This is a genomic window from Spirosoma endophyticum (genome assembly GCF_900112365.1).
Classification (GTDB): Bacteria; Bacteroidota; Bacteroidia; order Cytophagales; family Spirosomataceae; genus Spirosoma; species Spirosoma endophyticum.
Window position 1 is genome coordinate 332569 of record NZ_FOLQ01000006.1, and the last position, 25127, is coordinate 357695.

Genomic DNA, 25127 nt, shown 5'->3' on the forward strand with positions numbered 1-25127 from the left:
TCTCTTTCCTTATTTATGACGCTTCTGGTCATCACGTTTCTTGGCATCCTGGCTCTTGTCGCCCTCATTTCGATTGCTCGGCTGCACCCGTTTCTGGCATTTCTAGCTGTTTCGCTGGGTGTCGGTTTGGCCTTGGGAATAAAGCCGCTGGCCATTATGGATGCCATCCAGAAAGGCATTGGCAGTACGCTAGGCTCCATTACGGCCATCATTGCTTTAGGTGCGATGCTCGGTAAACTGGTGGCGCAAAGTGGTGCCGCCCAACGTATTGCCCAGAAAATCATGGAGTTGGTTGGTACACAGCATGCACGATGGGCTTTTCTGGTGACGGGCTTTATTGTTGGCTTGCCGCTTTTCTATTCGGTAGGGTTTCTTCTGCTGGTGCCGCTGGTCATTACGGTTTCTTATCGATACAAACTGCCCGCACTTTACATCGGCCTACCCATGCTGGCGTCGTTATCGGTGACGCAGGGCTACCTCCCACCCCACCCTGCTCCCCTGGCGATTCTGAAACAGTTCAACGCCGACATGGGCCTGACGCTCTTTTATGGCATCATCGTCTCAATACCGGCTATTCTCATTTCGGGTGCGTTGTTTGGGTCTACCATCAAACGCTACACTACGTTACCCAATCCCGCGTTTATTGCACCCGATTTACAGGAAGACCAAATGCCCTCGGCAACGGTAAGTTTCCTGACCGTGTTGCTCCCGATTCTGTTGATTGGATTAAGTGCATTCTGTAGTTCATTATTGCCCGCTGGTTCATTGAGCCAGCAAACCTTACTTTTTCTGGGCGAGCCGGTTGTCAGCATGTTTATCTCGGTCGTCGTGGCTACGTTCACGCTGGGCATCTGGCGAGGAAAAACCATGCCGGAAGTAACCAGCCTGTTCGCCGATGCGATAAAAGATGTGGCCATGCTTTTTCTGATTTTTGGCGGGGCCGGTGCCCTAAAACAGGTGTTGACCGATGGCGGTGTGAACCAGGCCGTTGCCGACCTGATGCGTAACTCCACTTTGCATCCCTACGTGCTGGCATGGGGGATGGCCGCTCTGATACGTGTTGCAGTGGGCTCGTCTACTGTGTCGGGTATTACAACAGCGGGTTTCGTCGCGCCCATGCTGACGGCTACGGGCGTTGAGCCCAATTTGATGGTGTTGAGTATTGGGGCTGGAAGCATGATGTTTTCGCATGTCAACGACACCGGATTCTGGCTGTTCCGAGAGTACTTCCAGCTGTCGATGGCCGATACGATCAAGACCTGGTCGGTCATGGAAACGCTGGTTTCCGTAACCGGATTAGCGGGGGTCATGGCGCTGAGTTGGTTTATTAATTAGTGTAGCCTGGACGGCCACGTCCGGGGATAAAATTCAGGCAAACGTGACCGTCCAGACAGTACCAGTTAATTAACTCGCTTTCGGTTCTGGCCCCCGGAATGCGTCTTTTTTGGTGATGGTTTCCAGCTTTACTGGTTTCCCGTCCTTCGCTGATTGATAGATCGCTTCCATAATTTTCTGATCCTGTAGACCTTCTTCGCCGGGTGTAAACGGGATTTTATTGTCCAGGATGCATTCCGAGAAGTGATCCATTTCGGTGGCAAAATGGTCTTTGTCAGAAATACTATGCTCAATGATCTGGTTTACTTCTCCCTGCGCCTGACTCGTTTCCAGTTTCAGCCCCTTGTAGGGAAAAGCCGGGTCCATTTTGATCCAGCCCGTATCGGCCAGCACCCGGTAACTTTTGTCGTCGTGATGTCCGTAGCTGGTAGCGCAACTGGTCTGCACGCCACTCGGAAATTTCATGATCCAGTTCACCTGTTCTTCTACCTCTTTGAATCGCGGATCGTCGGGCGTGCTGTGGATGTAGCCCATTACTTCGGTTGGTTCTTCACCCAGTACGTATCGAATCGTGTTAAGGCAGTAGAGTCCAACGTCGGGCAACGAACCACCACCGGCTAAGGCTTTGTTAAATCGCCAGTGTTTCGGATTATCGGAGTTTTGGCCGTTGTTCGCAATAATCGACTTTACCTTCCCAAATTTCGCCGTCTGGACCATGTCGCGCACCATTCGATTGTGCGGCTCGTACTGAATCCGGTAAGCGATCATGAGTTTACGATCTGCTTTTTTGCAGGCGTCAATCATCGTCTGACACTCAGCCGCGGAATTAGCCATCGGCTTTTCGCACAAAATATGCTTACCGGCCTGCGCTCCCCGAACGGTGTATTCGGCGTGCATGCCATTAGGCAAGACGATGTAGATGGCCTGTACATCTTTGTTATCTTTTAATTTATCGTAGTCGGCATAGCTGTAGCAACTCTCTTTTTTTACGCCATACTGCGCAGCTACTTTTTGCATCTTCTCGGGACTACCGCTTACCAGAGCCACAACTTTTGATTTTTTACAAGCCCCGAAAGCGGGCAAAATCTGATTAAGCGTCAGGTGACCAAGGCCAACAAGCGCATAACCAACCCGCTGATCTTCTGGCATGGGCGTAGGCGTATCACCTTCCTGTTGTTCGGTCTTTGCTTTGATCTGCTCCAGCTCGATCGGTTTTTGCTGTTCGGCAGGGACCGTAGCGGGTGGCGAGGTAGCGGGTAGTTTTGGGGCAGCCCCACCGGGCGTACTGGCCGTTGGCGTGGACGTAGTGGTTTCGGGCTTTTTCTCGCAGGCAATGAGCGTACTGCCGATAGCACCTACCGCCAGACTGCGGCTCGTAAATTGGAGAAAATCCTGCCGCGATACCGGCTTTGTTGCCGGCTGGTCGAGTAGAAGATTAACAAAATGATCAATCGATTTCATAACGTGCTATTGAGTTTACGTCAGAAACAGATTGTAAAAACGCGTTGTTTAAAAGAATTAGCTACCACTGCCTGTTTGCTACGTAGTAAAACTGTTGCCAGCCAATACGCCAAATTAACTTCCCGAAGTTTTGAGCCGCTCGGGTGGCCCTCTTTCGGGAAGTTAAAGAACGACCTCTTTACGCGTTTTTGTCCAGCCAATCCAGAATATAGTCGGCGTCTTCTTTCCAGGTAGGTTGCCCAAGCACAAAGTGATTACGTCCTTCAAACTCTTTGTAATCCAGCACCGAACCATTGCTTTTGTAGGCCTCGAAATTACGATGGTTGAGGTGAGCCGGGATGATGTTGTCGATGCTGCCGGCCGTAAGCAACAGGGGCGCGTGTGGCTTTTCAAAATCCACATGGGCAGCACTAGTTAATCCACCCCTGGCCACCACTTTCGACTCTGGAATCGTGTTTTCGTCGTAGGCTTTTTGTTGTTCGTCCAGCGGCATATCGTTAACGAACGCATATTGCCAGTCTTCGAACGACATCAGGTACGTTTCGTCAAGATCCGTAAACAAGCCCAGGGCTTTCCAGCCCGCTTTCAGAAAGGAGAACTCGTAGGGAAATACGCCCTGCGGTGGAACGGAGTGAATGGCAACGGCTGCGGCAGCCAGGTCATGACTCACAATGATCTGGGTAATCAACCCGCCCAACGAATGCCCGATTACGATTGGTTTTTCGGGAAGCGCCTTCACAATATCCATGTAATGATCGACCAGTTCATTCAGCGTTAATTTGGCTAAATCGGTGTCGTTCGGTTGCCGGGCGCGCAATTCGGCAGCTGTCCCATCCTTGAACGGCCAGGGGGGTGCCATCGTCTCGTACCCTTTACTCTGGAAATAGGATTGCCATTCGTCCCAGCCAGTATTGACAACAAAGGCTCCCGTGACGAATACGACGGTTTTGGTTTTGATACCTTCCATGATTATAGTGTTTAATGGTATGTAAAAGAGGGGGAAGATACTAGTATTCTCCTCATTATGAGTCGAATACTAGTGAATTATTTCGTCTCCTGCGGTTTGAACAGAACAAACGCCATTACGCGCTAACGGAATGCAGCTTTTGGCCGGAATGCCAGCTTTCTTACGGCTTCACACCTACCAATTTCAGCAAGTCACGGTAGATGATGTTATGCTGCCAGAATAACTGGGTGACCATAGCGATGTGTTTTTTACCTGGAATTACGGTAAACGTGTGCCGGGCACCAAGCTCCAGCAGGCGTTGATTGAACGTTCGGGTGCTGCTGGCAATACTCGGATAGGTATGCTCGCCCACGTACACCAACATAGGCGGACTATCGGCCCGTACATGGTACATGGGCGACATATCGCGCCAAATGGAAGGATCTTTACCAAAGGGTACCAGATACTGATCGTCGCCGGGGTATTCCATTTTTTTCAGATAATCGAACATATCCAGCCCACCCGGATCATCGAGGATGGCGCCTTTCACTGGATTTTTCGCCAGCCCAATTTTAGTAAACAACTGATCGTCAGTAGCCAGCAGAGCCGCCAGTCCGCCCCCTGCCGAATGCCCCATAACAAAAATTCGGTCCGGGTCTCCACCATATTCAGCAATGTGCTGGGTAGCCCAGCGAACCGCCTGGGCACAATCCTCGGCCATTGCAGGCACCTCTACGTTCGGAGAAAGCCGGTAGTTGATAATAACGGCGACAGCACCTTGCCTGGCCAGTCGTCGGCCGAGGATGGCATAGAGATTTTTATTCCCACTGTTCCAGTTACCTCCGTGAATAAACAGCACAACCGGACGGCCTCCGGGATCGCGTTTTCGGGGTGAGAACACATCCAGCAGGTGGCGATCGGTCGGGTCGGACGGGGTTGTAGCGGGCGGCAAATAGGAAATATCCTTCGTCCGCCGACTGCCGCTCGCCACGGCAAATTCGTTTAGAGAAAGCACTAAGATAACCCCCAGCAGTAAGGCCGCCGGAATTTGCCAGAGTAATCGAAAAGAAAGCATGTTGGAAGACCTAACTATCCGCATTTATAAACCACTACGTTCCCGAGCAGCCTGGTAGTATATCAATACATACCGCGAAAGTAGGTTTCTGGATTGGTCGGACAAGCTTGTTCCTCCTTACTGGCAAAGTTGGTTGTATGCGGCCACCATTTCGCCAAATCCACGCCAGTCCCGGCGCGTAGCGGTCGGGTAGTTTTGCATGAAGGTTGGACAGTCGCCAAACAAACGGTCATGAACGGTCTCCATCTCTCCCCGCTTCGCCACGAATGCGTCGCTCCGGTTTTTCAGCGCAATGTAGCTGAGGTCCTGATAGTCGACACCCAGCACAAAATTACCAAAGGAATATTCGGTCGTTTTCTTCCAGCCTGCTACGTCGAAATAAAGGGCAATGTTGCCGCCAGCGGGAGTCAGGCGTTCCAGTAGCATCGGCTTGTCTTTGCGCCGTGGATTGGGAACGCGCTCAAAAATGATCATCTCCCGGTCGCGGGGAATGCTGCCCGTCGAATAGGCAAAGTCGGGCAATCGTTGCGCAATGAGTATAAGGTCATCACCTTTCAATTTCAATTTAGCATTATCGCCCGTCTTAATGATAATGCTGGCGGGGGAATCGTTCACCAGCGACCCGACCCGCACCTGCCCACGAATCGTATCGTTCTGCGTCGTTACTACGTAGCCCTCTGTCCACATCGTGATGGCACCGACGGGCATATATTGCGTGTTACCGGCCAGGCTAATGAGCAAGGTACTGATGACAAAAAAAGCTTCCATAAGGCCAATGGTTGGTGTCAACAAAACTAATCGACACGCCAGGGCGACAGAAGGACCATCTGACTGAACTGTAAAATGGGCGGCATGAATTGAGGAAAGACTATACAAGATCAACAGAATTTGGCAATCCCATTGATCCACGTACTTACATTCTCGAAGGTGTTTTAACGATCGCAAACCGCTGTAAAAATAGTTTGTGATTATTTTCCGGAAACTGAACAGGCGCTTTCCGGCCCTTTACGTAAAACTGATTTTTTTCAATGCGCTCCACAAACTGCAAATTCACTAACAGGGATCGCGATAGATTGTAGAAGTTGGGATTCGTAAAAAACTGCGCTATATAGCCCAGATTCATGGAGAAAACCTGCTTCTGTTCTTCATTCAGTAAATAGACTTCAACATAAGCCCTATCGGCCTGTAAGAAGAGAACCTCGTTTTTATTGATTTTGACATACCCTTTCCCTTGATCTACAGGCAGGTACAGGCTATCCGACAAAAAAGGATCAACCGAATTAGCCTGGGTAGCCTGGTAATTATAATAGGCTAATTCGACCTGAATCGCTAATTCCTTATGGCGAAAGGGTTTAAGAAGATAAGCCGCGGGGCGCGTCTGTTGGGCCCGTAATATGGTCGGCTGCTCCGAGTGCCCGGTCAGATAAATTATGGGGATTGCCTGCTTTGCCAGCAGCCGGAGGGCAAGATCAATACCATCTTCGGCCGAATGCTCCAGGTGGATATCTATTAATACCAAATCGGGTGGATTGATACGTACCGACGTTAAGGCTGCGGGTGAATTACGGGTGATGTCCGTTACTTCATGGCCCGCTTTTTCCAGCGTTTCCCGAATGTCGTGGGCTGTTACCAGCTCGTCTTCAACAATCAGAATTTTGAGCGATTTCATATAAATCGTGTTATATTTTTTTCCACTTGGTGGCAGTGGGAAGTAGGTTAAATACCATGTCGAACGTCATGCCGCCTTTGTTTCCGATCCGATACGTTCCATACAGTTGCTCCACTTGCATCTGAATCAGGCGCATGCCAAATGATTTTAAGGGCAATGAAGACTCGTCCAACCCTTTCCCGTTATCAGCTACTTCCAGACGAAATGTAGTTTTATCTAAAGAGGCCTCTATTCGTAGCGCAGGGCATGGGTGTTCGGGAAAGGCATACTTGCAGGCATTCGTAATCAGCTCATTCACAATTAGTCCAACGCGCATAATGTAGTCGGCGGGTAGGGTGAGGGCAGGCGGAATCTGGCAGGTAACCTCAACCTGATCCAGTTCGAACGTCTGCAATCCCATTTTGATCAGTTCCCGGATGAAGTCAGCTAAATTGACTGCAGCGAGATTTTCGTCATCATAGAGTTTACGCTGAAGCAGGCTCATTACTTCGATACGTCGCTGGCTGTCTTCCACCGCATTTCTGGCACTTTCGTCTGAAAGGCGATTCGACTGTAAACTCAGCAGGCTCGATACTAACTGTAAATTATTTTTAACGCGGTGGTTTTGCTCCTGCACTAAGGCCGCGTTGTGCAGGCTAAGGCGCCGATTTTTCCGTGACAGCCGGTAAAAAGCACCACTTGCGATTACGGTTCCCAGCAGCAACGTCGAAAGCACCATCAGAAACCGCTGCTGTGTCTGCTGATTTTCTTTACTGAGTGCCAGTTCCCGATGCTGACTTTTTAGCTGCGCTTCTTTTTTTTCGATATCATATTCTACACTCAGGCGAGAAACGGCGCCATCCCGGTCAGCTATCATTTGTCCCTGTTCGTAGGTTCGCACCAGTTGCGCTTGCTCAAAGGCTTTTTCCCAGTCTTTTTTTTGCTGGTAATATTGCAGACATGCCTCGGCAAATGACTTTTCAGTATAAAACTCCCTAATATTCAATGCCTTATACATTCGTTCTGCTTCCTGCAACAACGGGAAAGCCTCATCAGGCTGATTAAATCGGAGATAGGTCAAGGCCAGCTCCTGCACTGTCTTGGCCTGATTATGGGTATGGCCTATTGCCTTATACTGCGCCAGGGCTGTTCTATAGTATTGAAATGCTTTGACGTTTCGCTGATATCTGTATAGTTCACCGAATGTGCTACTGACCGCAGCAATACCGAGCGTATCTTTTGATTCATAAGCTATACGCTCATTCAGCTTACAGTAATAGAACAGGCTATCCTGCAATGGGTGTTTGCGGTTGTTGGCTAAACTATCGCGGCAAATGACAACGTATGCATTCCCAATAACCTGATAAGCAGATATGATTTGCCGTTTGGACCCATTGCGTACGTAAGCAAGGGCTAAACGCCCGTATTCCAAAGCTTTAGCTCCATTGGATTGGTCTATTTCCAACTTCGACAATCGTGTATAGATCCGGCTGACTTTGTCGAACTTGCGCTGTTGCTCCACAATCCGGAGTGACTTCACAAAGTAATTCTTGCCCTTCAGATAATCCCGGGCAGCTACATACACCTTACCGTACAAGTAGTACGCTTCTGCCATGAGCAGGGTGTCCTTCTTCGTTATCGCTTCCTGTTCAATTTCCCGGGCATACCTAAGCTTGTCGGGTTGAAGGGGTAAGCTTTGGTATGGCTGGGCATTACTAGTACTGGTTCGGATGAGGAAAAACAAGAGCAGGAAAGCTGATTTGTTACGATACGTTTTCATCCAACACGGTGGTAAAGTTCCTCGACAGGCAGCTATGAGTGCGGGTAAATGTAGGACTTTTGAACCGACTGCTTCTCTGCCAATTCCTGATTTTTTGCACTAAAAACGATTCGGAAAGCAATTGCCTTCGTTCGGAAAGAGCTTGCGCTCATTCGGAAATTATCCTAAAAGCAAGCCCGAAATATGACTAGAATTGAGTGAGCTAAATACCGGCGAATGTACCTCAAATTACAACAATGGAAAAACGGATCTTAATTTCCGACTGAAGTCTTTCTCATAAGAATTAGTACACCCAAACGGACCGCCGGACCTTCCTCTTACCCTTTGTAGTTCATTGGTTCAACATGAAAAAAGCATTTTTCTTACTCTTATTCCCAGGCCTATTTTGGGGGTGCAGCCAGAAATCGATTGACCCATACGCACCTACCAGCCGTCCCGTTGGCGAATGGAAAGCAGAAGTCGGTGGCGCCGGGGGATTTACGAACTACAATTCACTCAAGAATTTTCAATACAATTTCGACGTACCCACCGGAAATCAGAAGATAAACATACGGCTTACATCCGGCGATATCAATGTTCAATATGCGCTGTTTGACGCATTTGATCTGCCGATCGATGTACAAGGGAAAGGGCAGGATTTAAGCAAACAATACACGCTCGATGCGGGTACGTATCGCATCGTAGTAACGGCTGAACGGCAGGCTGTTGGGCGGTTCTCACTGTCTTTAGAAGGCACACAAGGCGGGGCTACCCTAATTTCTTCGACAGTACTGCAGTCCAAACTGGACTGGGGACCATTGGGCGGAGGAGGAAATGAGGTAACCATTAAGAATCGCTTCTATTCGGTGGACGTTACTGAGGATGGTACCGGTTTCGATGTCGAACTCGAATCGCCTGATACCGATGCCGGGATTTGGGTGTATGATCTACCCAGCAGGCAATTTACTACGTCACGGCAAGGGCGCTATGCCTATGAAATCAGGACCGTTACTAAAGGGACGTACCTGATGATGGTCGCTACGACCAAACGGGGTAGCACCGGCAGTTACAACCTGCGGGTAACGGGGAAAGTCGCCAATCTGACTAGCGTCGAATCTCAGTCCATGGTCGTAACAGGGCAGTGGTCAGCCACCAGCAAGGCGGACCAGAACAAACTCGCTTACGACGAATATACCCTGCAGGTGAACGATGACGGGGCCAATATGCTGGACCTCGAAATCTCGTCCAGCGACACCTTCGTTGAACTCTATCTGCAATCTGTTGGCGGAGCAACCATTTCGATTCCCTCACAGGCATCTGCGCAGAACAAGTCGTATAAAATTGTCCAGTCGACGCTATCAAAAGGACTTTACAAAATAACGGCTCGTACCTCGACATCGGCAAAAGGGAAATATGGGAGCTATACGCTCAACGTGGTTGGTCGTTTCTCCGACTTCAAAAAACTTTAACACTCATTCATTACGTAATTCAAACCTTATGAATCTTACCAAGGGCGCTTTAGTCGTCACACTATTCAGTATGTCAAGCCATCTGATGGCGCAAGTTCCAAGTGTACCGGGTATAACGGGCAACGCGGAAAACCTGACTCGCGAAACCTCCGACGCTTCTCAGGAATTTTTTGCCAGGGTTAGCCCTGATGGTAAGTTTCTATTATACAATGCCATCGACGTATCATACTCCCTCGGTTTGACCAATGGAAGAATTGAAGTAAAGACCAACAAAAACTACCGTATTGTTCGTAAAGAGATTGGAAAGCCTATCACGAATCCACTGGTTAACAACGCAGCGTACCCAACCTGGTTACCCAATAATACAGGCGTCATTTTCAGCTACATAAAGCCTGAAAAAGCAGTAATTGTGCGATCAGATATTAACGGCGTGGGATTAAACTACATTTCGCCAGGAGCCATGGGCGAAGATGATGCTGAACCTGTTGTATTGAAAGACAATTCCAAAATTCTCTTTACAACCAAGATGAGTAACAGTCGTATGATTTGCTCGATGGACATGAAAGGAGGAAATTATTCCGTCATTACGGAGGGCGCTCACCTCAGTTTGAATCCCCTCAACAACAATAGAATTATTTATAACATTATGGTTGGGAAAACCATGCAGGTGTTTACAATGGACCTTAAAACCGGCGAGAAAACCCAATTGACTACGGGGGATTACAACAACCGGGATGGCGCTTTCTCAAGAGATGGTAAATACATTGCCTTTGCCAGTAACCGCGAGAACCCGAAGAAACAGAACAAGCATATTTACGTCATGAAAGCTGATGGCAGCGACCTGGTCCAGATCACGCAGGGAGAAACCGACGAAAGTGATCCTACCTGGGGCGATAGCAATTTGTTATTTTTCAGTTCGAATGCCGAAAAAAATTACAACATCTGGAAGGCAAATATAAAATTCAATAAATAGCCAGATACTTTTTATAATCCACTTTCCGCTTCTCTCCACATCATTAAAATTGCAAACGGCTAGCCTTAACGTCAAGGCTAGCCGTTTGTATTTCATCCATTTCTCCTACCTTATTGTATCTACAAACCTAGTCATCAAAGCCGAGCGAAATCAGAAAATGGGATTCGAGGGCCAGCACAAACCAATACGTTATTTCCGCTACTTGTTTACCCATACCTACCGACTGCCAACTCAGGTTGGATGTGCTCTTTACCCTTTTCTAGCTTTGACGAGGTTTACAGCTAATTACTATTCCTCTACCCAAACCAAACAACTCCGTCATCCGTGAAAACTATGGCTTTTGCCCTACTACTGGGGTATTTATTGAGTACCGGCCCCGTTCTGGCCGATTGTCCACCCGTTATCATGAACGAAAAACTGCATGGCCTTTTGCCTCTCGTCAATCAGAAAGTAACGTACTCAGAGATCATCGATTGCGGCAGCGTATCACAAGGCGATCTGTTCCGACGGTCCAGATTGTGGATCGCTCAATCCTTTCATTCGGCGAAGGACACTTTTGCGTTGAGCGATAAAAAAACCGGTGATTTAGTCAGTCGGTCTACGCAGGTGGTTACGATGCCTCGTTCGGAGAGTTCGGCAGGTGGCATCTATTCATTCCGGTATAGCCTCGTGGTTGAGTGCACCAATCGAAAATATCGGGTAACCATTAGCCAGATTGATCTGGAGGAAAGTACTACGTCCCGCCCTACGCCCATCGAAACCTATTGCCAGAAGAATGACAAAGAACTTCAGGTGATCTATGCGGAACTCGACAAACAACTCAGGAAGGTACTGACTGATTTTCAGGAAAACGTAAAAAACTACAAAGCCTTTTGATTGGGCCGATGACTTCGTTCATGAACCGAACTACCGCTTACCTGATTGGCCCTGAACTAATCTGGATACTCATGTTTGCCTTTGCCGGGATCTTTGTTGCCGTGAATCAGCCCATCAGCAGCTTAGGGCATTGGAAGGTCATGTTTTTGAATCTGTTTCTGCCCGCTATTGGCGTTATGCTGGCTTTTGCACCCTTTTTCTGGACGCCCGGCAATCCGTGGTGGTGCTTAGCCCGCATCATGCTGGTCAGCCTGCTCGGTGTGGTGGGTCTGGTATTTTTTCTCAGCAAAGCAGCCAGTTACCAGGATGTTCGTGATGTTGGTATTATCCTGGGGTCGGTGGCGTTCATTGCTATGGGATGGACAGTGCTGGGATTTATGGGAGGTATTGCCGGGCTGTTTTTGATCTCCCACTGGGCTTACCTACCCGTATTAAAATGGATACTGATTCTGTTTGCTCTGTTTATGCTCTTTTTGGTTGTCTGGTGGCGAATAACCTGACCAAACCTATAACGTAAAGCTCATTCGGCCAACAAGCCTGGTGCCAATAGAGGCAATGAACCAATACTGACCCGGCGTAGCGAGGTTGACCTGCTCCAGTACCTGCGACGTATTGACGTACTGTTTTGAGAAGATAACCGTGCCATCACTGGTTGTCAGTTGCAGGTCAATTGTTACCGGATCGGGCATGGATGCTTTAATCGTGGCGACTCCAGTTGCGGGATCAGGATACAGTACGAGTTGACCATCAAACCGCAAATCGCCATTCTCTACGTTGACGATATACGTATCGGTTAGGCAGCCTACATTATCGCTGACAGTATAGGTCGTTGACACTGTCGGTGATACGTTGATTGTGCGGTTTGTCTCGCCAGTACTCCACCGGTAAGTACCCGGCCATGAAGCCGTTAACGACACCGGATTACCAGAACTATAGCTAAGTGTCTGCTGCTTATTAACCTGCTTGAACATCGTAAACTTGTCTTTTACGGTGCCATCGGTGGCCAGCCACTGAGCATCCAGCCGGTTATCGGTTACGTCAATCAGCATGGAACCGCCTACCGTATTGTTCGAGTACACCATGGCCGGATGCGGATACCCATTGCCGTTTCCGCCTAACTGACCACCGCTGCCCGCCACTACGTAGACCACGCCCGACAGTTTATTGACAATGGGGCAGGAATTGGCAGAACCATCATATTGGGCGGAACTGGTCGACACGGCATGTTGATTTGTGTTGAACGTATTGGCCAGGCCATAGTGCCCTTTTATCAGGTACGTCCGTTCATAGATATGGCTGTGACCGCTCAGGACAAGGTCGACGTTAAAGCGTTCCAGAATAGGAACAAGTTTCCGACGTAGTTGCGTCTGATCATCAAATACGTCAGAATCCCGAGAGCCTTTGCTGTAGGGCGGATGGTGAAAGAAAACGATCGTCCAGGGTTGATGATTGGCGGCTAAATCGAGCTTGAGCCACTGTACCTGATGGCCCGTTGTATCGTAAAGTCGCCCGTCATCCTGACCTTCAGAATCCAGCGAAACGACATGCACATTGGCGTAATCGAATGAGTAGTTGAGCTTTGAACCCGACGGTACACCCCCGGCTTCAGCCTGTTGCGGAACGGTAATTAGTTTAAAATAGTCGATATTCAGGTTGGTGGGTACATCGGCATACTCATGATTGCCGGGCGTTGACCAGGCGGGCAAGTGCTTTAAAATGTCGTTGTATATGGTGAATAATCGTTGCTGGTATTGGGAATCGTACCCCTGATCGTAGGCATTATCGCCGAGCCAGAGCCAAATGTCGGCCGGATGACTCTGAGCCGCTTGCCGGTATTGATCGAGCACCTGAAACTGGTTTACGGTACTACTACCGAAATCACCCAGTGCCCAGATACGAACAGGTACCGTTGATCCGGCAACGGGCGACGTCCGGAAATATTGATCACTGGATACCATTAAATCGCCTGCCGACGAACCGACAGCATAAAAATATTGGGTGGCTGGTTGCAGGTCTGTTAATGTAACAAGGTGCTCGGTCGTTGCCGCAGGATCGGTCGTTTGCTGAGTAAGTTGCGAAAGATCAGCGCCAAAGCGAACGCGACTATCTGTCGGCAGATCGGTTCGCCAACGGATGGTGATACCAGTAGGCGTAACGGTTTGCAGATAGGGCGACCGAGTGACTGATTGGGCGATAGTCGTCAGTTTCATGACGGTTAAGCCAAGTAGCAGTACCCAACGGACTAGCGAAAGACGTAGCATCGTGTAAAAAAAAGACAATAACAAATTACACAGCACTACAGAAAAGTTATGCCTAATAGACCTATTTTCAAGACATTACACAACAATTATCTAACGACTACCCTTTGGTTGGGTCGAGTACTACGTGTCTAATCCGGTTTCGTTTCCAGGTGTAGGTAACGTGGACTAGTCCGTCGGCGGTTTGAATTACGGCCGGGTAGGAGTACTCGCCGGGTGCACTTTCGAGCCGGGCCAGGGATTTCCAGGTTTTGCCATCGCTGGAAATCGCTACGTCTAAGGGAGTTCTTGGACCACTTTTACCTGCTACAGGCGATGTAGGATTATATACCAGCACCTGACGGCCATCTTTCAGGGTCACAGCATCGGTTCCCGAATTTGGATTGGGAAGTGACGTTTTCTGCAACGGCGACCAGGTTTTACCGTTATCTTTTGACCAGGTTTCCAGAATAAATCCGCTTTTCTGGCTCCGGCAAAGGGCCTGCAATTGCCCATCAGCATGGAACAGAATACTCGGCTGAATGGCTCCATCCTCCACGCCATCGTTGATCGGCCCCGTTTTTTGCCAGGTTTTGCCCAGATCACTGGTCTGCTCAAAATGGACACGCCAGTTGTGATCTTCCGAACTGGTTGGGCAGAGCAAAACGCCCGAGGCTAACAAGACCGGCTTGTTTTTGATTGGTCCCAGAATCCCCTCCGGCAACCGTTCCGCTTCCGACCAGGTTTTTCCTGCGTCGCTCGACCGCTTCAACAGGCCCCACCAGGTTGATGGGCTGGGACCAACTTTATAAAACAACAGCAAATCGCCACCGGGTACCTGAAACAATACCGGATTCCAGCAGGGCAGCCGCTTTCCGTCGGGTTGTACACCCGTTGCGACCTCTACCGGCGTTGTCCAGTTGGTGGCCGACCGGCTATTCACCCAGATGCCTACATCGGGATGGCGTTCGCGTGTGCCGCCAAACCAGGCGGCAACCAGACCTTTGGGTGTCTCGGCCAGCGTGGAGGCATGGCATTCCGGGAAAGGTGCTTTTTCGTAAATCCATTCATTGAGAACAATCGGCGGGTTATCCGACTGCGCTGAAACGAACTGTATGGAGCACAATAAAGTAGTGAAGGCTAGTAGAAAAAGAGGTCTCATAAGCGGTTCGTACAGTGAGGCAAAAGAAGAAGTTTGATTCGCTTAAAATAAGTAGGCCAGCCTCATTTCCTACCAGTCAGTCGCCGACAATTATCCTGTAAACCGATTGCAACTGGGCACCTCTGGCCTAAATACCCGTTGATTTCAGGGACTGATTTACGCGGTTCATGAATCGTTTTTAGCAATTGATTACCAACGTGCTTTCGCTACGTGTCTCGACCTGCCAATTTCGCCTGACAAGGCTGAACCATCCTCTTTTTTAATCATGAAATTTATCAGACAATTCTCTTTTTTAGCCGTACTGGTCGCAGGTCCTTTGCTGATGGCCGCTAACTCCGGCGATGTCATGACCGAGCTGGGCATCGAAGAACCGAAACTTCGGCAGGACGTCCTGTTGAACCTAAGAGAACCGCGCTGGTTCTTCTTTAATCCTACTAATTCCATGCGCCAGGCCGTTCGTCAACTTCCCGGGTCGGCTCGTGCGACAACCGTACGAACGCTGGCTAAGGCCGTGCGGGCTTACGTCGAATCGTCATCGTTCAAACAAACATGGCTTCAGGATTTGCGAACGTATTATCCGTATGATGAGACCTATACCGATGAATACATAGCGAAGAAAAAACAAGCCGACCAGGCAGAAAAATCAGTTGCACAAGGTCAGTTTTCGGCGCAGATGGGCGCTATGGATCAGTCGTTTAGCTTAATGGACCCAGCTATGTTAAAAATGGCGGCTCAAGCACAACTAAGCCAGGAAGAACAGGAACTCGCTGCATTATCCGGCAGTGCTCGAACAACGCGCGCCCAACACGTAGCGAGCTTAAAAAAGATGATGATCCTGCCGCCGGCTGAGTTCAAAAAACAATACCTGGCTTCCCTTAAACAACAGATGCAGGCCAGTATGAATCAATCGGCTAATGAGCCCGAACGGGATAAAGATCGCCTGTCAGAAGAACGTAAGCGGAAAGCAGAATTCGATGCTCATTCCGACTTTGGACCACTTTTAAAACAACGTTTACAGGCATTCATTACGCTTAGTGAAACCGTCGATTTTGACGCACGGTTAGCACCAATGGGTCGCAAGCAGGAATTTGCTAACCCTGTTTATCAACGTAAACCTGCCGAGTGGAAATTTCTATATCGCCTAGGCAAAGAACCCGTTACCGAAGCTCGTCTTTTTGCTAAACAATGGCTGGCAGACTTGCATTAACCGCATTAAACAGAAGACTTTATAAATGGGCCGTTAGGTTTCATTTGGCAACAACTCGTCTAAGTTTATAGTTATCCTTACAGCTGAAGCTGCTTGTTGACCTATGGCATGGTTTGGCGGGCAGCTTCAGCCATTATATAAGATACTCAACTCATGGCAAACTTACTAGGGCGATTCTACAACAGTTTATTCGCCGACTCGATACCTATGCCGACGACGACTCAACCTGCTAACGTTCAGAAGGGATTCTTTTCCAACGCCTGGACCGTACTGATGGATTCCTTCAATGGTTTCATGGATGACCGGTGCCTGAAATTAAGTGCCGCCCTGGCCTATTACACTATTTTTTCGCTGGCCCCCCTCCTGGTACTGATCATGTCGCTGGCCAGTATTTTTCTGGGCGAGGAAGCGATTCAGGGCGAAATATTTGGGCAGATTAATGGGTTGGTCGGTAACGAGGCCGCCAAGCAGATTCAGGATATGATCAAGAGCGTAGGTCTGTCTGGCAAAACCAATACCGCACTGATTATCGGCATTGTCACGCTGGTAATTGGTGCAACCAGCATTTTCGTGGAAATTCAGGATTCAGTTAATTTAATCTGGCGGGTGAAAGCCAAACCAAAACAGGGTTGGCTGAAGCTAATTAAAGATCGACTGCTATCCTCTTCGCTGATTGTCAGCCTGGGGTTCCTACTACTGGTATCGCTGGTCGTGAACGGAATCGTTCTGGCTTTGAGTGGCCAGCTAACCCGTTTCCTGCCTGGACTTGGTGTATACGTAGTCAGTGCTATTAATTTTGCCATCAGTACGGTTGTTGTCACGATTCTTTTCGCGGTCATATTCAAAGTCCTGCCCGATGCAAAAATTGCCTGGAAAGATGTGCGTTGGGGTGCTCTTTTTACCGCGTTACTTTTCATGCTGGGCCGCTACCTGATCGGTTTATACATCGACACTACTGGCACAAGTTCGACATACGGGGCCGCTGGCTCACTCATCGTCATCTTAACCTGGATTTATTATACCGCGGCCATCCTGTATTTCGGCGCTGAATTCACGCAGGCCTACGCCAACCATTTTGGCATTAAGATTGAACCCGCCGATTACGCCGTCTATGTTGAGCAAACCGAGCGCGAACGCGATGTTGCAACGATACCAACGGAAAAGAAAGTGGAAGCAGCTAAAAAATAAATCGATCGTACCTTTGCATCCAGTCCATCCCCTACGATCAAGACGTGGAAAACCTGCAATCTCTTCCTGTTACCGGCCCCGTTACCGATTCGGAACGTAGCTACGCCGTGGATTCTCTTAATGCGACGTTAGCGAATCTTAAACAGTCGCTTGATGGGTTATCTACTGAGCAGCTAACGTATAAACCCACCGTGGATCGCTGGTCCATTGCCGAATGCGTCGAGCACATCGCCCTAGTTGAGAAAGGTATTTATAAAGCGATACTGGCCGGAATGAGCGTTCCTGCCGACCCTGCTAAACGAGCCGATATCCGGATATCGGATGTTGATGTTATCAAGGCTGTACGTAGCCGATTATTCACATTAGCGGCCCCTGCCCCTTTCGTCCCAACGGGTCGATTTGGTGACGCCAGCTACGCACTGCAAGCTTTCGAAGAGCGCCGACAAGATGCTATTGATCTTGTTCTAAACACAAAAAACGATTTGCGTACGCACTATTTCATTCATCCAGCGCTCGGCACGCTGGATACATATCAGGCGGTTCTGGTGATGGCGTCTCACGTTGAGCGCCATCGTAAACAGATTGACGAAATAAAGGCCAGTTCCGGCTTTCCATCCTGAATGGCTGATTTACCTATCGTTTATCAGTCGCCCGACTTGGTGGCAATCAATAAACCCCACGGCTTGCTGGTTCATAGGTCACCGATTGCCAGCGATGCCAGCGAATTTGCGGTTCAGCTCCTGCGTGATCAATTGGGGCAGCGTGTGTATCCCGTCCATCGCCTGGACCGAAAAACGGGTGGAGTACTGCTTTTCGCGCTCGATGAAGCCATGAATTCCGTTATGCAGCAACAGTTTTCGGATGGTAACGTAGCAAAAACGTACCTGGCGATTGTACGGGGCTACACCGAAGACGAGCAGGAAATCGACTACCCGCTCCGGCGTGATGATGGTCGGGGAGCAGGTTTGCTCCAGGAAGCGTTTACGCATGTCAAAACGCTGCGTCGCACAGAGGTCCCGTTGCCTTTCGGCAAACATGCTACGTCGCGCTATTCATTGGTGGAACTCACTCCCACTACGGGACGTATGCACCAGTTGCGTAAGCACATGGCGCATATTTTACACCCCATTATCGGCGACCGGCCCCACGGCTGCAACAAGCAGAATAAGCTATTCAAAGATCATTTCGACATGAACACGATGCTGTTACATGCCCAACGTATTGATTTTGAACACCCCATCACGTCAGAGAAAATCACGATTACCGCTCCCCTACAAGCCGAGTTTGAACGCATGCTGACTGAGCTTTTTGGGATTAATTGAACACTGTGCCTTTATTTTTCATCCCGAAACACTACTGACATAGGGCTGTCAGTGGGTGCAGCGATCTTTGTGCTGTAAACAAAAACGAACAGCCATGTCAATAATTCAGATGCTTTTAATAGAAATGGAGCAGGAAGCCAAAACAACTCGTAATATGCTGGGTCGCGTTCCCGATGATAAATACGACTGGCAACCGCACGAAAAAAGCATGACGATTCGAAGCTTAGCGACTCACATTGCCGAGTTACCAACATGGATTACCCTAGTGCTCACGACCGACGGCCTTGACTTCGCCACCGCTCCTTATGCGCCCGTTTCGATCAACAACACAGCGGAATTACTCGACTTTTTTGAGCAATCATTAGCTGATGGAAAAGCCTCACTGAGTCAGGCAACGGATGAGCAGTTGGAGCCAATATGGACGCTGCGTAATGGCGAAGAAATTTATAGTAAAACGACCAAAGGCGAAATGATTCGCATAACCTTTTCGCAGATAGTACACCATCGGGCGCAGCTAGGCGTTTACCTTCGCTTGTTAAACATTCCGATTCCGGGTAGTTACGGACCCAGTGCCGATGAGCCAAATTTCTAATCTATCCGAGATCAGTTTCAATACACCCCCACCCCCCTGAAGGGGGCTTAGCTAGACTATTCTCAACCTAAGCCCCCTTCAGGGGGGTGGGGGTGTATTGCAGAAGTTGTATTGAAACAATATTATTTGTCGCTTCTCAACACTCATCAATAGATCAACACTTTTAGCACTTTTGCTTTCCCATCAGCCGAATGTACGTTTAGATAATACAAGCCCGGAGATAAAACTGACCTGGCGGCCACATCAAGTCTTTTAGGGTTTCCACTCTGATTGACACGAATAGGAATTTCTACTCCAGCCGTTGAATACAATTTGACAGTAGCGTCTGGAGTGCTGCCCGAAAGGGTGAAACTACCTCGACTTGGATTGGGGAAAATGGTTGGTTTTTCTTCCTGTTCACCCGTCCCAGCTCGCACCGCCGTGATCTGTGAGAACGCAAATTCTCCGCCCGTATCTTTCTGTTTAAGCCGGTAATAATACAGTTGCTCAGGCAGCACATTGGTATCTGTAAACTCATAAACAGACTGCACTTGAGTACTCCGGTTACCTTCCACAAAACCAACTGCTTCGAAGCTCTCGACATTCGTACTTTTTTGAATTTCGAATCCCTGATTTTCCTTTTCCCAGGCCGTTACCCAGTTTAATACAACCGAATTATTACTGGATTTGCCGACAAACGAAACCAAGTTGACGGGAAGCGGAGCCGTGCCATTTACCGTAACGTTATCCAGTCTGAATGTCCCCGCAGATGAAGAAGCAGGAGCCGTTAAATCTGCCCGTTGCGTACCATATGGATAAAACCTAAATGTTAACGTAGTTGTAGAAGGCACTGTAAAGTCGGCAAAATCCCAGGTGATGATAGTCCCGGTTGTTGGTGTATTTGGCGCACTTACCCAACTGGTTGATGTAGCAAAACCATCGGTGCTATACCTTACTTCTAACTGATTAGGAGCTGTAGCACTGGCCTGCCTGAAAAAACTAAGTGACGCTACGTTTAGTTGAGCCCCAGGATTAGCCGTTACAGAAAACTCAATATAGGAGGCATCGTTAATAGTTGAGGTGTTATTTATGGCGGTCGAGTTAAATACACCCGTGCTGACAGTGCACCCAATCGTACTTCTCGTCAATGGAGTACCTGTAGCAGTAGTCGACGTTGTCGGTACGTTACCCTGTGTTGGACACGTTCCGGTACCAGTAAACGTATTGCTATAAATCTGCCCAAAGCTTGCTGCCGGACGTATCAGTACAATACTGATTACAAATAGGTGGGCGATAAAACGAACATAAGGAAAACGTGTCTTCATAAGAATTTTGTCTTCAGGTATAGTTGTAACTATAAATAATTTATCGTGTAATAATATGAAACTTTTTAAAGGATTCACAGTACTATTAAATAAACTATTACAGAGTGTCTGACGACAAAACCTATCTTATTTCTATAGACGCACTAGTATTTTAGCAAATTCAGGTCTGCGGTATCGATCATCTCGACCCGTTTGCCCATCTTTTTCTGGATAATTCTGAAGTGATGTTCATCTTCGGGGCAGATGAGTGAAATTGCTTCCCCCGAGGCCTCGGCGCGGCCCGTTCGTCCAATGCGGTGAATATAATCTTTCGGCGATCGGGGTAGCTCGAAGTTGATAACATAGGGCAAAAACTGAATGTCAATGCCTCTGGAAATCAGATCCGTAGCGACCATTACTGTCAGTTTTCCCGCTTTGAACTGACGTAGCGTTTCCATCCGGGAGCCCTGTGTTTTTTTGCTGTGCATAGCTGCCGACTGAATCCCGTTCTTGTTGAGTTTGACGACCAGATTGTCGGCTGTGCGCACCGATGAGACAAAGACCAGCACCTGCTTCATGCCACTGGTTTTGATCAGATACCGCAACAACGGCCCCTTCCGTTCGGGATCAACGCGATAGGCCAGTTGTTTGATTAAATCTAGATTCTGCTCCTCTTCGACAATCTCAATTTTTACGGGCTCATGGAGCAGATTAGCGTTAATGTCCTGAATCGCATCGCCGAGCGTAGCCGAGAAAAGAATCGTCTGCCGTTTTTCGGGCAACAGATCGAATACCTGATCCATCTCATCGGCAAAACCGAGATCCAGCATTTTATCCGCTTCATCCAGCACCAGAAGCTCTACTTCCGACAAACGTAGCGCTCGTTGGGCCACCAGATCCAGCAGTCGACCCGGCGTAGCAACCACAATTTCGGCTCCATATACAGCAACCATCTGAGGATTAATGGCCACGCCACCATACACCGCTACCGTTTTTACTTTTTGGGGAAGATGCTGACTAAATGCCTGAAAAACTTCGGCTACCTGCACGGCCAGTTCCCGCGTTGGGACCAGCACCAATACACTAAGTGATTTATTGTTGACGGCATTGGACCGATGAAACAATTCCAGAATGGGCAACACAAAACTGGCGGTCTTCCCCGAACCCGTTTTAGCGATCCCAAGAATATCCTTACCTTCCAGAATCGCCGGAATCGCCTGTTCCTGAATGGGATACGACTGTGTATAATTTTGTTCGGCTACTGCTTTCAGCAGTGGTTTAGACAAACCAAGCGATGAAAAAGGCATATGTATGAATAAATTCGGGTTGTGTTCTATCCCAACGAAGGTAAGTTTAATCCCAGAGATTATTGGTCAACAGTTATCCAAATGCCAACGTAGCAGAACCAAATGGATCAATCATCACGGAGAATTCTAAAAAATATTTCCCAACGCTGTAATGTTTTCCTGACTTAGTCGTCTTTGTCATTGAAATGGATTTACAAGCCTTTAAACAACGGATATTGCCTGTTCAGGGTCGCCTTTTTAGGTTGGCTCAACTGTTTCTGCGCAACCGCGAAGAAGCCGAGGATGCCCTACAGGACGTATTGTTGCGGCTTTGGACCAATCGGCAGCAGTTGGATACGTACCATAGCGTGGAAGCGCTGGCTGTGCAAATGACCAAGAACCTGTGTCTGGATCGATTAAAATCGCCAGCGCACCAGAAAATGGCCAACGATGCTGGGTTGAAGGAGTTTGAGGCTGAGGGGGTTTCTCCTTATCGGCAGGTAGAATTAGCCGACAGTGCTGGCTTGATCCGTCGCTTAGTTGAGGATTTACCCACCCAACAAAAGCTCATTCTCCATTTACGCGATGTTGAGGAGTATTCGTTTGAGGAAATCGAACAGGTAACGGGCCTTAGCATCAATAACATACGGGTGATTTTGTCGCGGGCACGTCTACGGCTGCGGGAGAGTTACGTAAAAGCAAATAATTATGAAGCCGGACATTGAAAAGCTCCTGGAGAAATATTACGAGGGCGAAACAACCCTCGACGAAGAAAAGGAATTGCGGCAGTTTTTCCAGCAGGAAACGATTCCAGCCCATTTGCTGGAGCATGCGGCCCCGTTTCGCTACTTCGCCGAAGCCCGGACGCAGCATCCGTCGGCTACGTTCAACAATCGCCTGGTAGACAAGCTAACGGCACCTGAGCCAAGGCCAATACGTAGCCTGACAACCTGGTTCATGCGTCTGGCGGCCAGTCTTGCTTTGTTGATTGTTGGTTTTTCGGGCGGGCGATTTTACGACCAGTGGCGATCTGATCAGCAACGTACACAACAGACGGTTTCTTCGGGTGATGCCATGCCGACACTCGAAATGAAAAAGGTGCTGGCCTTCGAACAGCATCCCAAAACATCGGCCAGCGAACGTATCCAGGCCGTGAATCAGAGTTACGAACTCTCCCAGGCCGACCGTGATATTACGCAGCTGCTGATCAATACGTTGAATTTCGACGCCAACGTGAATGTACGACTGGCGGCCTGTCAGGCACTGACACGCTTCGAGAACGAACCGGGTGTGCGCGAAGCACTCATTCAATCGCTGACGATTCAAACCGATGCAAACGTCCAATTAACGCTCATCGATGCGTTGGTGGCAATTAAAGAGAAGCGGGCGGTCAACGAAATTCAGCGGCTGGCTCAGAATCAGGAAGTTCTGGACGTCGTACGCCAAAAAGCGCAGGAAGGGCTGAACAACCTGGTTCAGGGCGGCAAGTCTCCTTCCTAATCACTAACTGCTTAATCACATGATTTTGCAAAGAACAGACAGACTTTCGTTTCAGCCGGTCAATGGTCGGGAACGGCTAGGGAAGTGTGTGCCTGCATCGTCCCATTAACTCTCAAAAAATCAACCATTTACTCCAAATAATTAATGAACATGAAGAAGATCCTAGTGCTAAGTGTCAGCCTGTTATGGTGCCTGAGCAGTGCCAAGGCGCAGGAATACAAAACCAAGCTGGCGAATACCAAAGACCGAAAGGTAACGATTGAAATGGACGCGGGCGACATTAAAATCGAAGGTCACAATGGCGACGATGTCATCATTCAGGCATCGGGCTACGAGGCTCCCCCCGAGCGGGCGAAAGGACTAAAACCCATCTATAATTCGGCGGTCGATAACTCCGGTATTGGTCTGGCTGTGACAACGGAAAGTGGAGGTTTGAGAATCGAAAAAGCGACGAGAAAACCAATCAAATACACCATCCGGGTTCCCCGTAAGGTCGCGCTACTTTTTGAACAAACAAATTGGCAGAGTTCAACGCTCGCTATCAGCAATATGGATGGCGATCTGGAGGTACGTACCAATAATGGCTCCATTGACCTCAACAACGTAACAGGGCCTATTGTAGCCAACAGTACCAACGGCGAAATCAAGGTTGTTTATTCGGCATTGAGTCAGGAGAAACCAACGGCGATATCGACCATCAATGGCCCAATTGACATTACGATGCCTGCCAGTTCCAAATCCAATATGAAGCTCCGATCGATTCATGGAGAAATGTATACCGATTTTGATCTGGGTGTAAAATCGACAAAAGACGGCATGTCGAGAGTGGGTGGTGGCAATAACATCGACGGCACGACAAACGGAGGTGGGGTGGAAATCCAACTGAAGACGATCAACAGCAATATCTACATTCGGAAGCAAAAATGATTTATCCAAACCCTCCTCATTCCCATGAAAAAGATCGTCTATTCATTGCTGCTGAGCTTGCTCGTCGGCCCAGCTTTTGCCCAGAAAATCATTGAAAAGACCTTGTCTGTTTCGGCAAATCAGGGCGTTAACCTCAACCTCAAGTTTGCCGACAGCATTCAGGTTCGTTACTGGGATAAACCGACGATGTCGATACGTATTGAGGTGACTATCAACGGCGGGAAGCTGAACGATGCGTTGCTGGTTACGTCCAGTTCTACATCGGGGGAGGTCAGCCTGAAAACCGATTTCGACAATGAATTACTAAAGGAAGGAAAAGCCGAAGATTGCCCCGGCAATACGTCCTCGCACTGGCGTACGGAACGTAATGGCAAAGATTACTACGTATGCAGCGACATTAATTACCAGGTATTTCTGCCCCGTCAGGTCAAATTAAAAGTTGAGACGATCAACGGCAATATTGACATTCAGGGAGCAGCGGGGGCGGTCTTTGCGAAGACCATCAGTGGTTATGTCGACATGAGCTGGCCCAAAGCAAAGGGCGCCAATCTGGCGATGAAAACCATTACCGGTGAGGTATATTCCGATATGGATATCAGCTTCAAAAAGAAAGAGAAACACCCAATCGTCGGTTACCTTCTCGAAGGAACGCTGAATGGTGGCGGCCCCGACGTACGGCTGGAGTCAATCAGCAACAACGTTTATTTTCGAAAAAAGGATTGAATTTTTTCGTTTTACGCCCAGCCCCTGAAGGGGCTTTGCTCGACTATTCTCAACCTGAGCCCCCTGAAGGGCGGTCGAGAGTAATACGCAGTACCTAATTGAAAGTAGTATATAAAAGCCCCTAAATCCCCTGAAGGGGACTTTGTTTGAGCGTGAAC

The 25127-nt window shown here is 48.7% G+C and carries 24 protein-coding genes; 14 read left to right on the top strand and 10 right to left on the bottom strand.

Going from position 1 to position 25127, the window contains the following annotated elements; translation table 11 throughout:
- Positions 1 to 15: 15 nt before the first annotated feature.
- Positions 16 to 1335, top strand: coding sequence for a gluconate:H+ symporter (locus BM202_RS18125; RefSeq protein WP_093828619.1), 1320 nt, complete (start codon positions 16 to 18; stop codon positions 1333 to 1335).
- A 69-nt stretch (positions 1336 to 1404) separates the two neighbouring features.
- Here the strand turns inward: BM202_RS18125 and BM202_RS18130 are convergent, their stop codons facing one another.
- From BM202_RS18130 to BM202_RS18155, 6 genes are all read right to left on the bottom strand, one after another.
- Positions 1405 to 2796: a Gfo/Idh/MocA family protein gene (locus tag BM202_RS18130; protein ID WP_093828621.1), complete on the bottom strand. Its 1392-nt coding sequence runs from the start codon at positions 2794 to 2796 to the stop codon at positions 1405 to 1407.
- Positions 2797 to 2974: 178 nt separating this feature from the next.
- A complete protein-coding gene (locus tag BM202_RS18135) occupies positions 2975 to 3763 on the bottom strand; it encodes an alpha/beta hydrolase (RefSeq protein ID WP_093828623.1) in 789 nt (262 codons plus the stop codon).
- 160 nt (positions 3764 to 3923) lie between these two features.
- Positions 3924 to 4817 (bottom strand): alpha/beta hydrolase, encoded by an 894-nt coding sequence (locus BM202_RS18140; RefSeq protein ID WP_093828625.1) that lies wholly within the window; start codon positions 4815 to 4817, stop codon positions 3924 to 3926.
- A 117-nt stretch (positions 4818 to 4934) separates the two neighbouring features.
- Entirely contained in the window at positions 4935 to 5585 is a 651-nt protein-coding gene (locus BM202_RS18145; RefSeq protein ID WP_093828627.1) for a hypothetical protein, read from the bottom strand.
- A 145-nt stretch (positions 5586 to 5730) separates the two neighbouring features.
- Positions 5731 to 6486, bottom strand: coding sequence for a response regulator (locus tag BM202_RS18150; RefSeq protein WP_093828629.1), 756 nt, complete (start codon positions 6484 to 6486; stop codon positions 5731 to 5733).
- A 10-nt stretch (positions 6487 to 6496) separates the two neighbouring features.
- Positions 6497 to 8245, bottom strand: coding sequence for a sensor histidine kinase (locus tag BM202_RS18155; protein WP_093828631.1), 1749 nt, complete (start codon positions 8243 to 8245; stop codon positions 6497 to 6499).
- A gap of 344 nt (positions 8246 to 8589) precedes the next feature.
- On the opposite strand from BM202_RS18155, the gene BM202_RS18160 reads away from it, so the two are divergent.
- The 4 genes from BM202_RS18160 (at position 8590) to BM202_RS18175 (ending at position 12042) form a co-directional block, all read left to right on the top strand.
- On the top strand, positions 8590 to 9693 hold the full coding sequence (locus tag BM202_RS18160) for a hypothetical protein (protein ID WP_093828633.1): 1104 nt from the start codon (positions 8590 to 8592) through the stop codon (positions 9691 to 9693).
- Between the two features lie 28 nt (positions 9694 to 9721).
- Entirely contained in the window at positions 9722 to 10666 is a 945-nt protein-coding gene (locus BM202_RS18165) for a DUF5050 domain-containing protein (protein ID WP_093828635.1), read from the top strand.
- 333 nt (positions 10667 to 10999) lie between these two features.
- Positions 11000 to 11542 carry a DUF4468 domain-containing protein gene (locus tag BM202_RS18170; RefSeq protein ID WP_093828636.1) on the top strand — a complete coding sequence of 181 codons (543 nt, stop codon included), beginning with the start codon at positions 11000 to 11002 and terminating at the stop codon, positions 11540 to 11542.
- Positions 11543 to 11562: 20 nt separating this feature from the next.
- On the top strand, positions 11563 to 12042 hold the full coding sequence (locus BM202_RS18175; protein ID WP_093828768.1) for a hypothetical protein: 480 nt from the start codon (positions 11563 to 11565) through the stop codon (positions 12040 to 12042).
- Positions 12043 to 12048: 6 nt separating this feature from the next.
- Here BM202_RS18175 and BM202_RS18180 read toward each other — a convergent pair whose 3' ends face one another.
- Both BM202_RS18180 and BM202_RS18185 read right to left on the bottom strand, forming a co-directional pair.
- Positions 12049 to 13752 carry a purple acid phosphatase family protein gene (locus tag BM202_RS18180; protein ID WP_218160573.1) on the bottom strand — a complete coding sequence of 568 codons (1704 nt, stop codon included), beginning with the start codon at positions 13750 to 13752 and terminating at the stop codon, positions 12049 to 12051.
- Between the two features lie 148 nt (positions 13753 to 13900).
- Entirely contained in the window at positions 13901 to 14941 is a 1041-nt protein-coding gene (locus BM202_RS18185) for a sialidase family protein (protein WP_093828640.1), read from the bottom strand.
- A gap of 265 nt (positions 14942 to 15206) precedes the next feature.
- On the opposite strand from BM202_RS18185, the gene BM202_RS18190 reads away from it, so the two are divergent.
- The 5 genes from BM202_RS18190 to BM202_RS18210 all read left to right on the top strand — a co-directional run bounded on the left by BM202_RS18190 (position 15207) and on the right by BM202_RS18210 (position 19250).
- Positions 15207 to 16148 (top strand): hypothetical protein, encoded by a 942-nt coding sequence (locus BM202_RS18190; protein ID WP_093828642.1) that lies wholly within the window; start codon positions 15207 to 15209, stop codon positions 16146 to 16148.
- Positions 16149 to 16355: 207 nt separating this feature from the next.
- Positions 16356 to 17336 carry a YihY/virulence factor BrkB family protein gene (locus tag BM202_RS18195; protein WP_245776710.1) on the top strand — a complete coding sequence of 327 codons (981 nt, stop codon included), beginning with the start codon at positions 16356 to 16358 and terminating at the stop codon, positions 17334 to 17336.
- Positions 17337 to 17380: 44 nt separating this feature from the next.
- Positions 17381 to 17956, top strand: a complete 576-nt coding sequence (locus BM202_RS18200) for a DinB family protein (protein WP_093828646.1) — start codon at positions 17381 to 17383, stop codon at positions 17954 to 17956.
- Complete coding sequence (locus BM202_RS18205; RefSeq protein WP_093828648.1) at positions 17957 to 18658, top strand: pseudouridine synthase; 702 nt, start codon at positions 17957 to 17959, stop codon at positions 18656 to 18658.
- A 94-nt stretch (positions 18659 to 18752) separates the two neighbouring features.
- Positions 18753 to 19250, top strand: coding sequence for a DinB family protein (locus BM202_RS18210; RefSeq protein WP_093828650.1), 498 nt, complete (start codon positions 18753 to 18755; stop codon positions 19248 to 19250).
- A gap of 146 nt (positions 19251 to 19396) precedes the next feature.
- On the opposite strand, the gene BM202_RS18215 is transcribed toward BM202_RS18210, so the two are convergent.
- Positions 19397 to 20554, bottom strand: coding sequence for a T9SS type A sorting domain-containing protein (locus tag BM202_RS18215; RefSeq protein ID WP_093828652.1), 1158 nt, complete (start codon positions 20552 to 20554; stop codon positions 19397 to 19399).
- 143 nt (positions 20555 to 20697) lie between these two features.
- On the bottom strand, positions 20698 to 21840 hold the full coding sequence (locus tag BM202_RS18220; RefSeq protein WP_093828653.1) for a DEAD/DEAH box helicase: 1143 nt from the start codon (positions 21838 to 21840) through the stop codon (positions 20698 to 20700).
- A gap of 185 nt (positions 21841 to 22025) precedes the next feature.
- Between BM202_RS18220 and BM202_RS18225 the strand changes: the two genes are divergently transcribed.
- From BM202_RS18225 to BM202_RS18240, 4 genes are all read left to right on the top strand, one after another.
- Entirely contained in the window at positions 22026 to 22544 is a 519-nt protein-coding gene (locus tag BM202_RS18225; RefSeq protein ID WP_093828655.1) for an RNA polymerase sigma factor, read from the top strand.
- Positions 22528 to 23319, top strand: coding sequence for a HEAT repeat domain-containing protein (locus BM202_RS18230; RefSeq protein ID WP_093828657.1), 792 nt, complete (start codon positions 22528 to 22530; stop codon positions 23317 to 23319). Before BM202_RS18225 ends, BM202_RS18230 begins: the two co-directional genes overlap by 17 nt.
- Positions 23320 to 23469: 150 nt before the next feature.
- Entirely contained in the window at positions 23470 to 24246 is a 777-nt protein-coding gene (locus tag BM202_RS18235) for a DUF4097 family beta strand repeat-containing protein (RefSeq protein ID WP_093828770.1), read from the top strand.
- A gap of 24 nt (positions 24247 to 24270) precedes the next feature.
- Positions 24271 to 24969 (top strand): DUF4097 family beta strand repeat-containing protein, encoded by a 699-nt coding sequence (locus tag BM202_RS18240; RefSeq protein ID WP_093828659.1) that lies wholly within the window; start codon positions 24271 to 24273, stop codon positions 24967 to 24969.
- Positions 24970 to 25127 lie beyond the last annotated feature (158 nt).

Coding starts and splice junctions, on each gene's coding strand:
- BM202_RS18165 (WP_093828635.1), top strand. CDS start 9,722: ATGAATCTTACCAAGGGCGCTTTAGTCGTCACACTATTCAGTATGTCA.
- BM202_RS18230 (WP_093828657.1), top strand. CDS start 22,528: ATGAAGCCGGACATTGAAAAGCTCCTGGAGAAATATTACGAGGGCGAA.
- BM202_RS18150 (WP_093828629.1), bottom strand. CDS start 6,486: ATGAAATCGCTCAAAATTCTGATTGTTGAAGACGAGCTGGTAACAGCC.
- BM202_RS18225 (WP_093828655.1), top strand. CDS start 22,026: ATGGATTTACAAGCCTTTAAACAACGGATATTGCCTGTTCAGGGTCGC.
- BM202_RS18185 (WP_093828640.1), bottom strand. CDS start 14,941: ATGAGACCTCTTTTTCTACTAGCCTTCACTACTTTATTGTGCTCCATA.
- BM202_RS18205 (WP_093828648.1), top strand. CDS start 17,957: ATGGCTGATTTACCTATCGTTTATCAGTCGCCCGACTTGGTGGCAATC.
- BM202_RS18130 (WP_093828621.1), bottom strand. CDS start 2,796: ATGAAATCGATTGATCATTTTGTTAATCTTCTACTCGACCAGCCGGCA.
- BM202_RS18240 (WP_093828659.1), top strand. CDS start 24,271: ATGAAAAAGATCGTCTATTCATTGCTGCTGAGCTTGCTCGTCGGCCCA.
- BM202_RS18195 (WP_245776710.1), top strand. CDS start 16,356: ATGCCGACGACGACTCAACCTGCTAACGTTCAGAAGGGATTCTTTTCC.
- BM202_RS18180 (WP_218160573.1), bottom strand. CDS start 13,752: ATGAAACTGACGACTATCGCCCAATCAGTCACTCGGTCGCCCTATCTG.
- BM202_RS18190 (WP_093828642.1), top strand. CDS start 15,207: ATGAAATTTATCAGACAATTCTCTTTTTTAGCCGTACTGGTCGCAGGT.
- BM202_RS18215 (WP_093828652.1), bottom strand. CDS start 20,554: ATGAAGACACGTTTTCCTTATGTTCGTTTTATCGCCCACCTATTTGTA.
- BM202_RS18140 (WP_093828625.1), bottom strand. CDS start 4,817: ATGCTTTCTTTTCGATTACTCTGGCAAATTCCGGCGGCCTTACTGCTG.
- BM202_RS18235 (WP_093828770.1), top strand. CDS start 23,470: ATGAAGAAGATCCTAGTGCTAAGTGTCAGCCTGTTATGGTGCCTGAGC.
- BM202_RS18220 (WP_093828653.1), bottom strand. CDS start 21,840: ATGCCTTTTTCATCGCTTGGTTTGTCTAAACCACTGCTGAAAGCAGTA.
- BM202_RS18125 (WP_093828619.1), top strand. CDS start 16: ATGACGCTTCTGGTCATCACGTTTCTTGGCATCCTGGCTCTTGTCGCC.
- BM202_RS18145 (WP_093828627.1), bottom strand. CDS start 5,585: ATGGAAGCTTTTTTTGTCATCAGTACCTTGCTCATTAGCCTGGCCGGT.
- BM202_RS18210 (WP_093828650.1), top strand. CDS start 18,753: ATGTCAATAATTCAGATGCTTTTAATAGAAATGGAGCAGGAAGCCAAA.
- BM202_RS18175 (WP_093828768.1), top strand. CDS start 11,563: ATGAACCGAACTACCGCTTACCTGATTGGCCCTGAACTAATCTGGATA.
- BM202_RS18160 (WP_093828633.1), top strand. CDS start 8,590: ATGAAAAAAGCATTTTTCTTACTCTTATTCCCAGGCCTATTTTGGGGG.
- BM202_RS18170 (WP_093828636.1), top strand. CDS start 11,000: ATGGCTTTTGCCCTACTACTGGGGTATTTATTGAGTACCGGCCCCGTT.
- BM202_RS18135 (WP_093828623.1), bottom strand. CDS start 3,763: ATGGAAGGTATCAAAACCAAAACCGTCGTATTCGTCACGGGAGCCTTT.
- BM202_RS18155 (WP_093828631.1), bottom strand. CDS start 8,245: ATGAAAACGTATCGTAACAAATCAGCTTTCCTGCTCTTGTTTTTCCTC.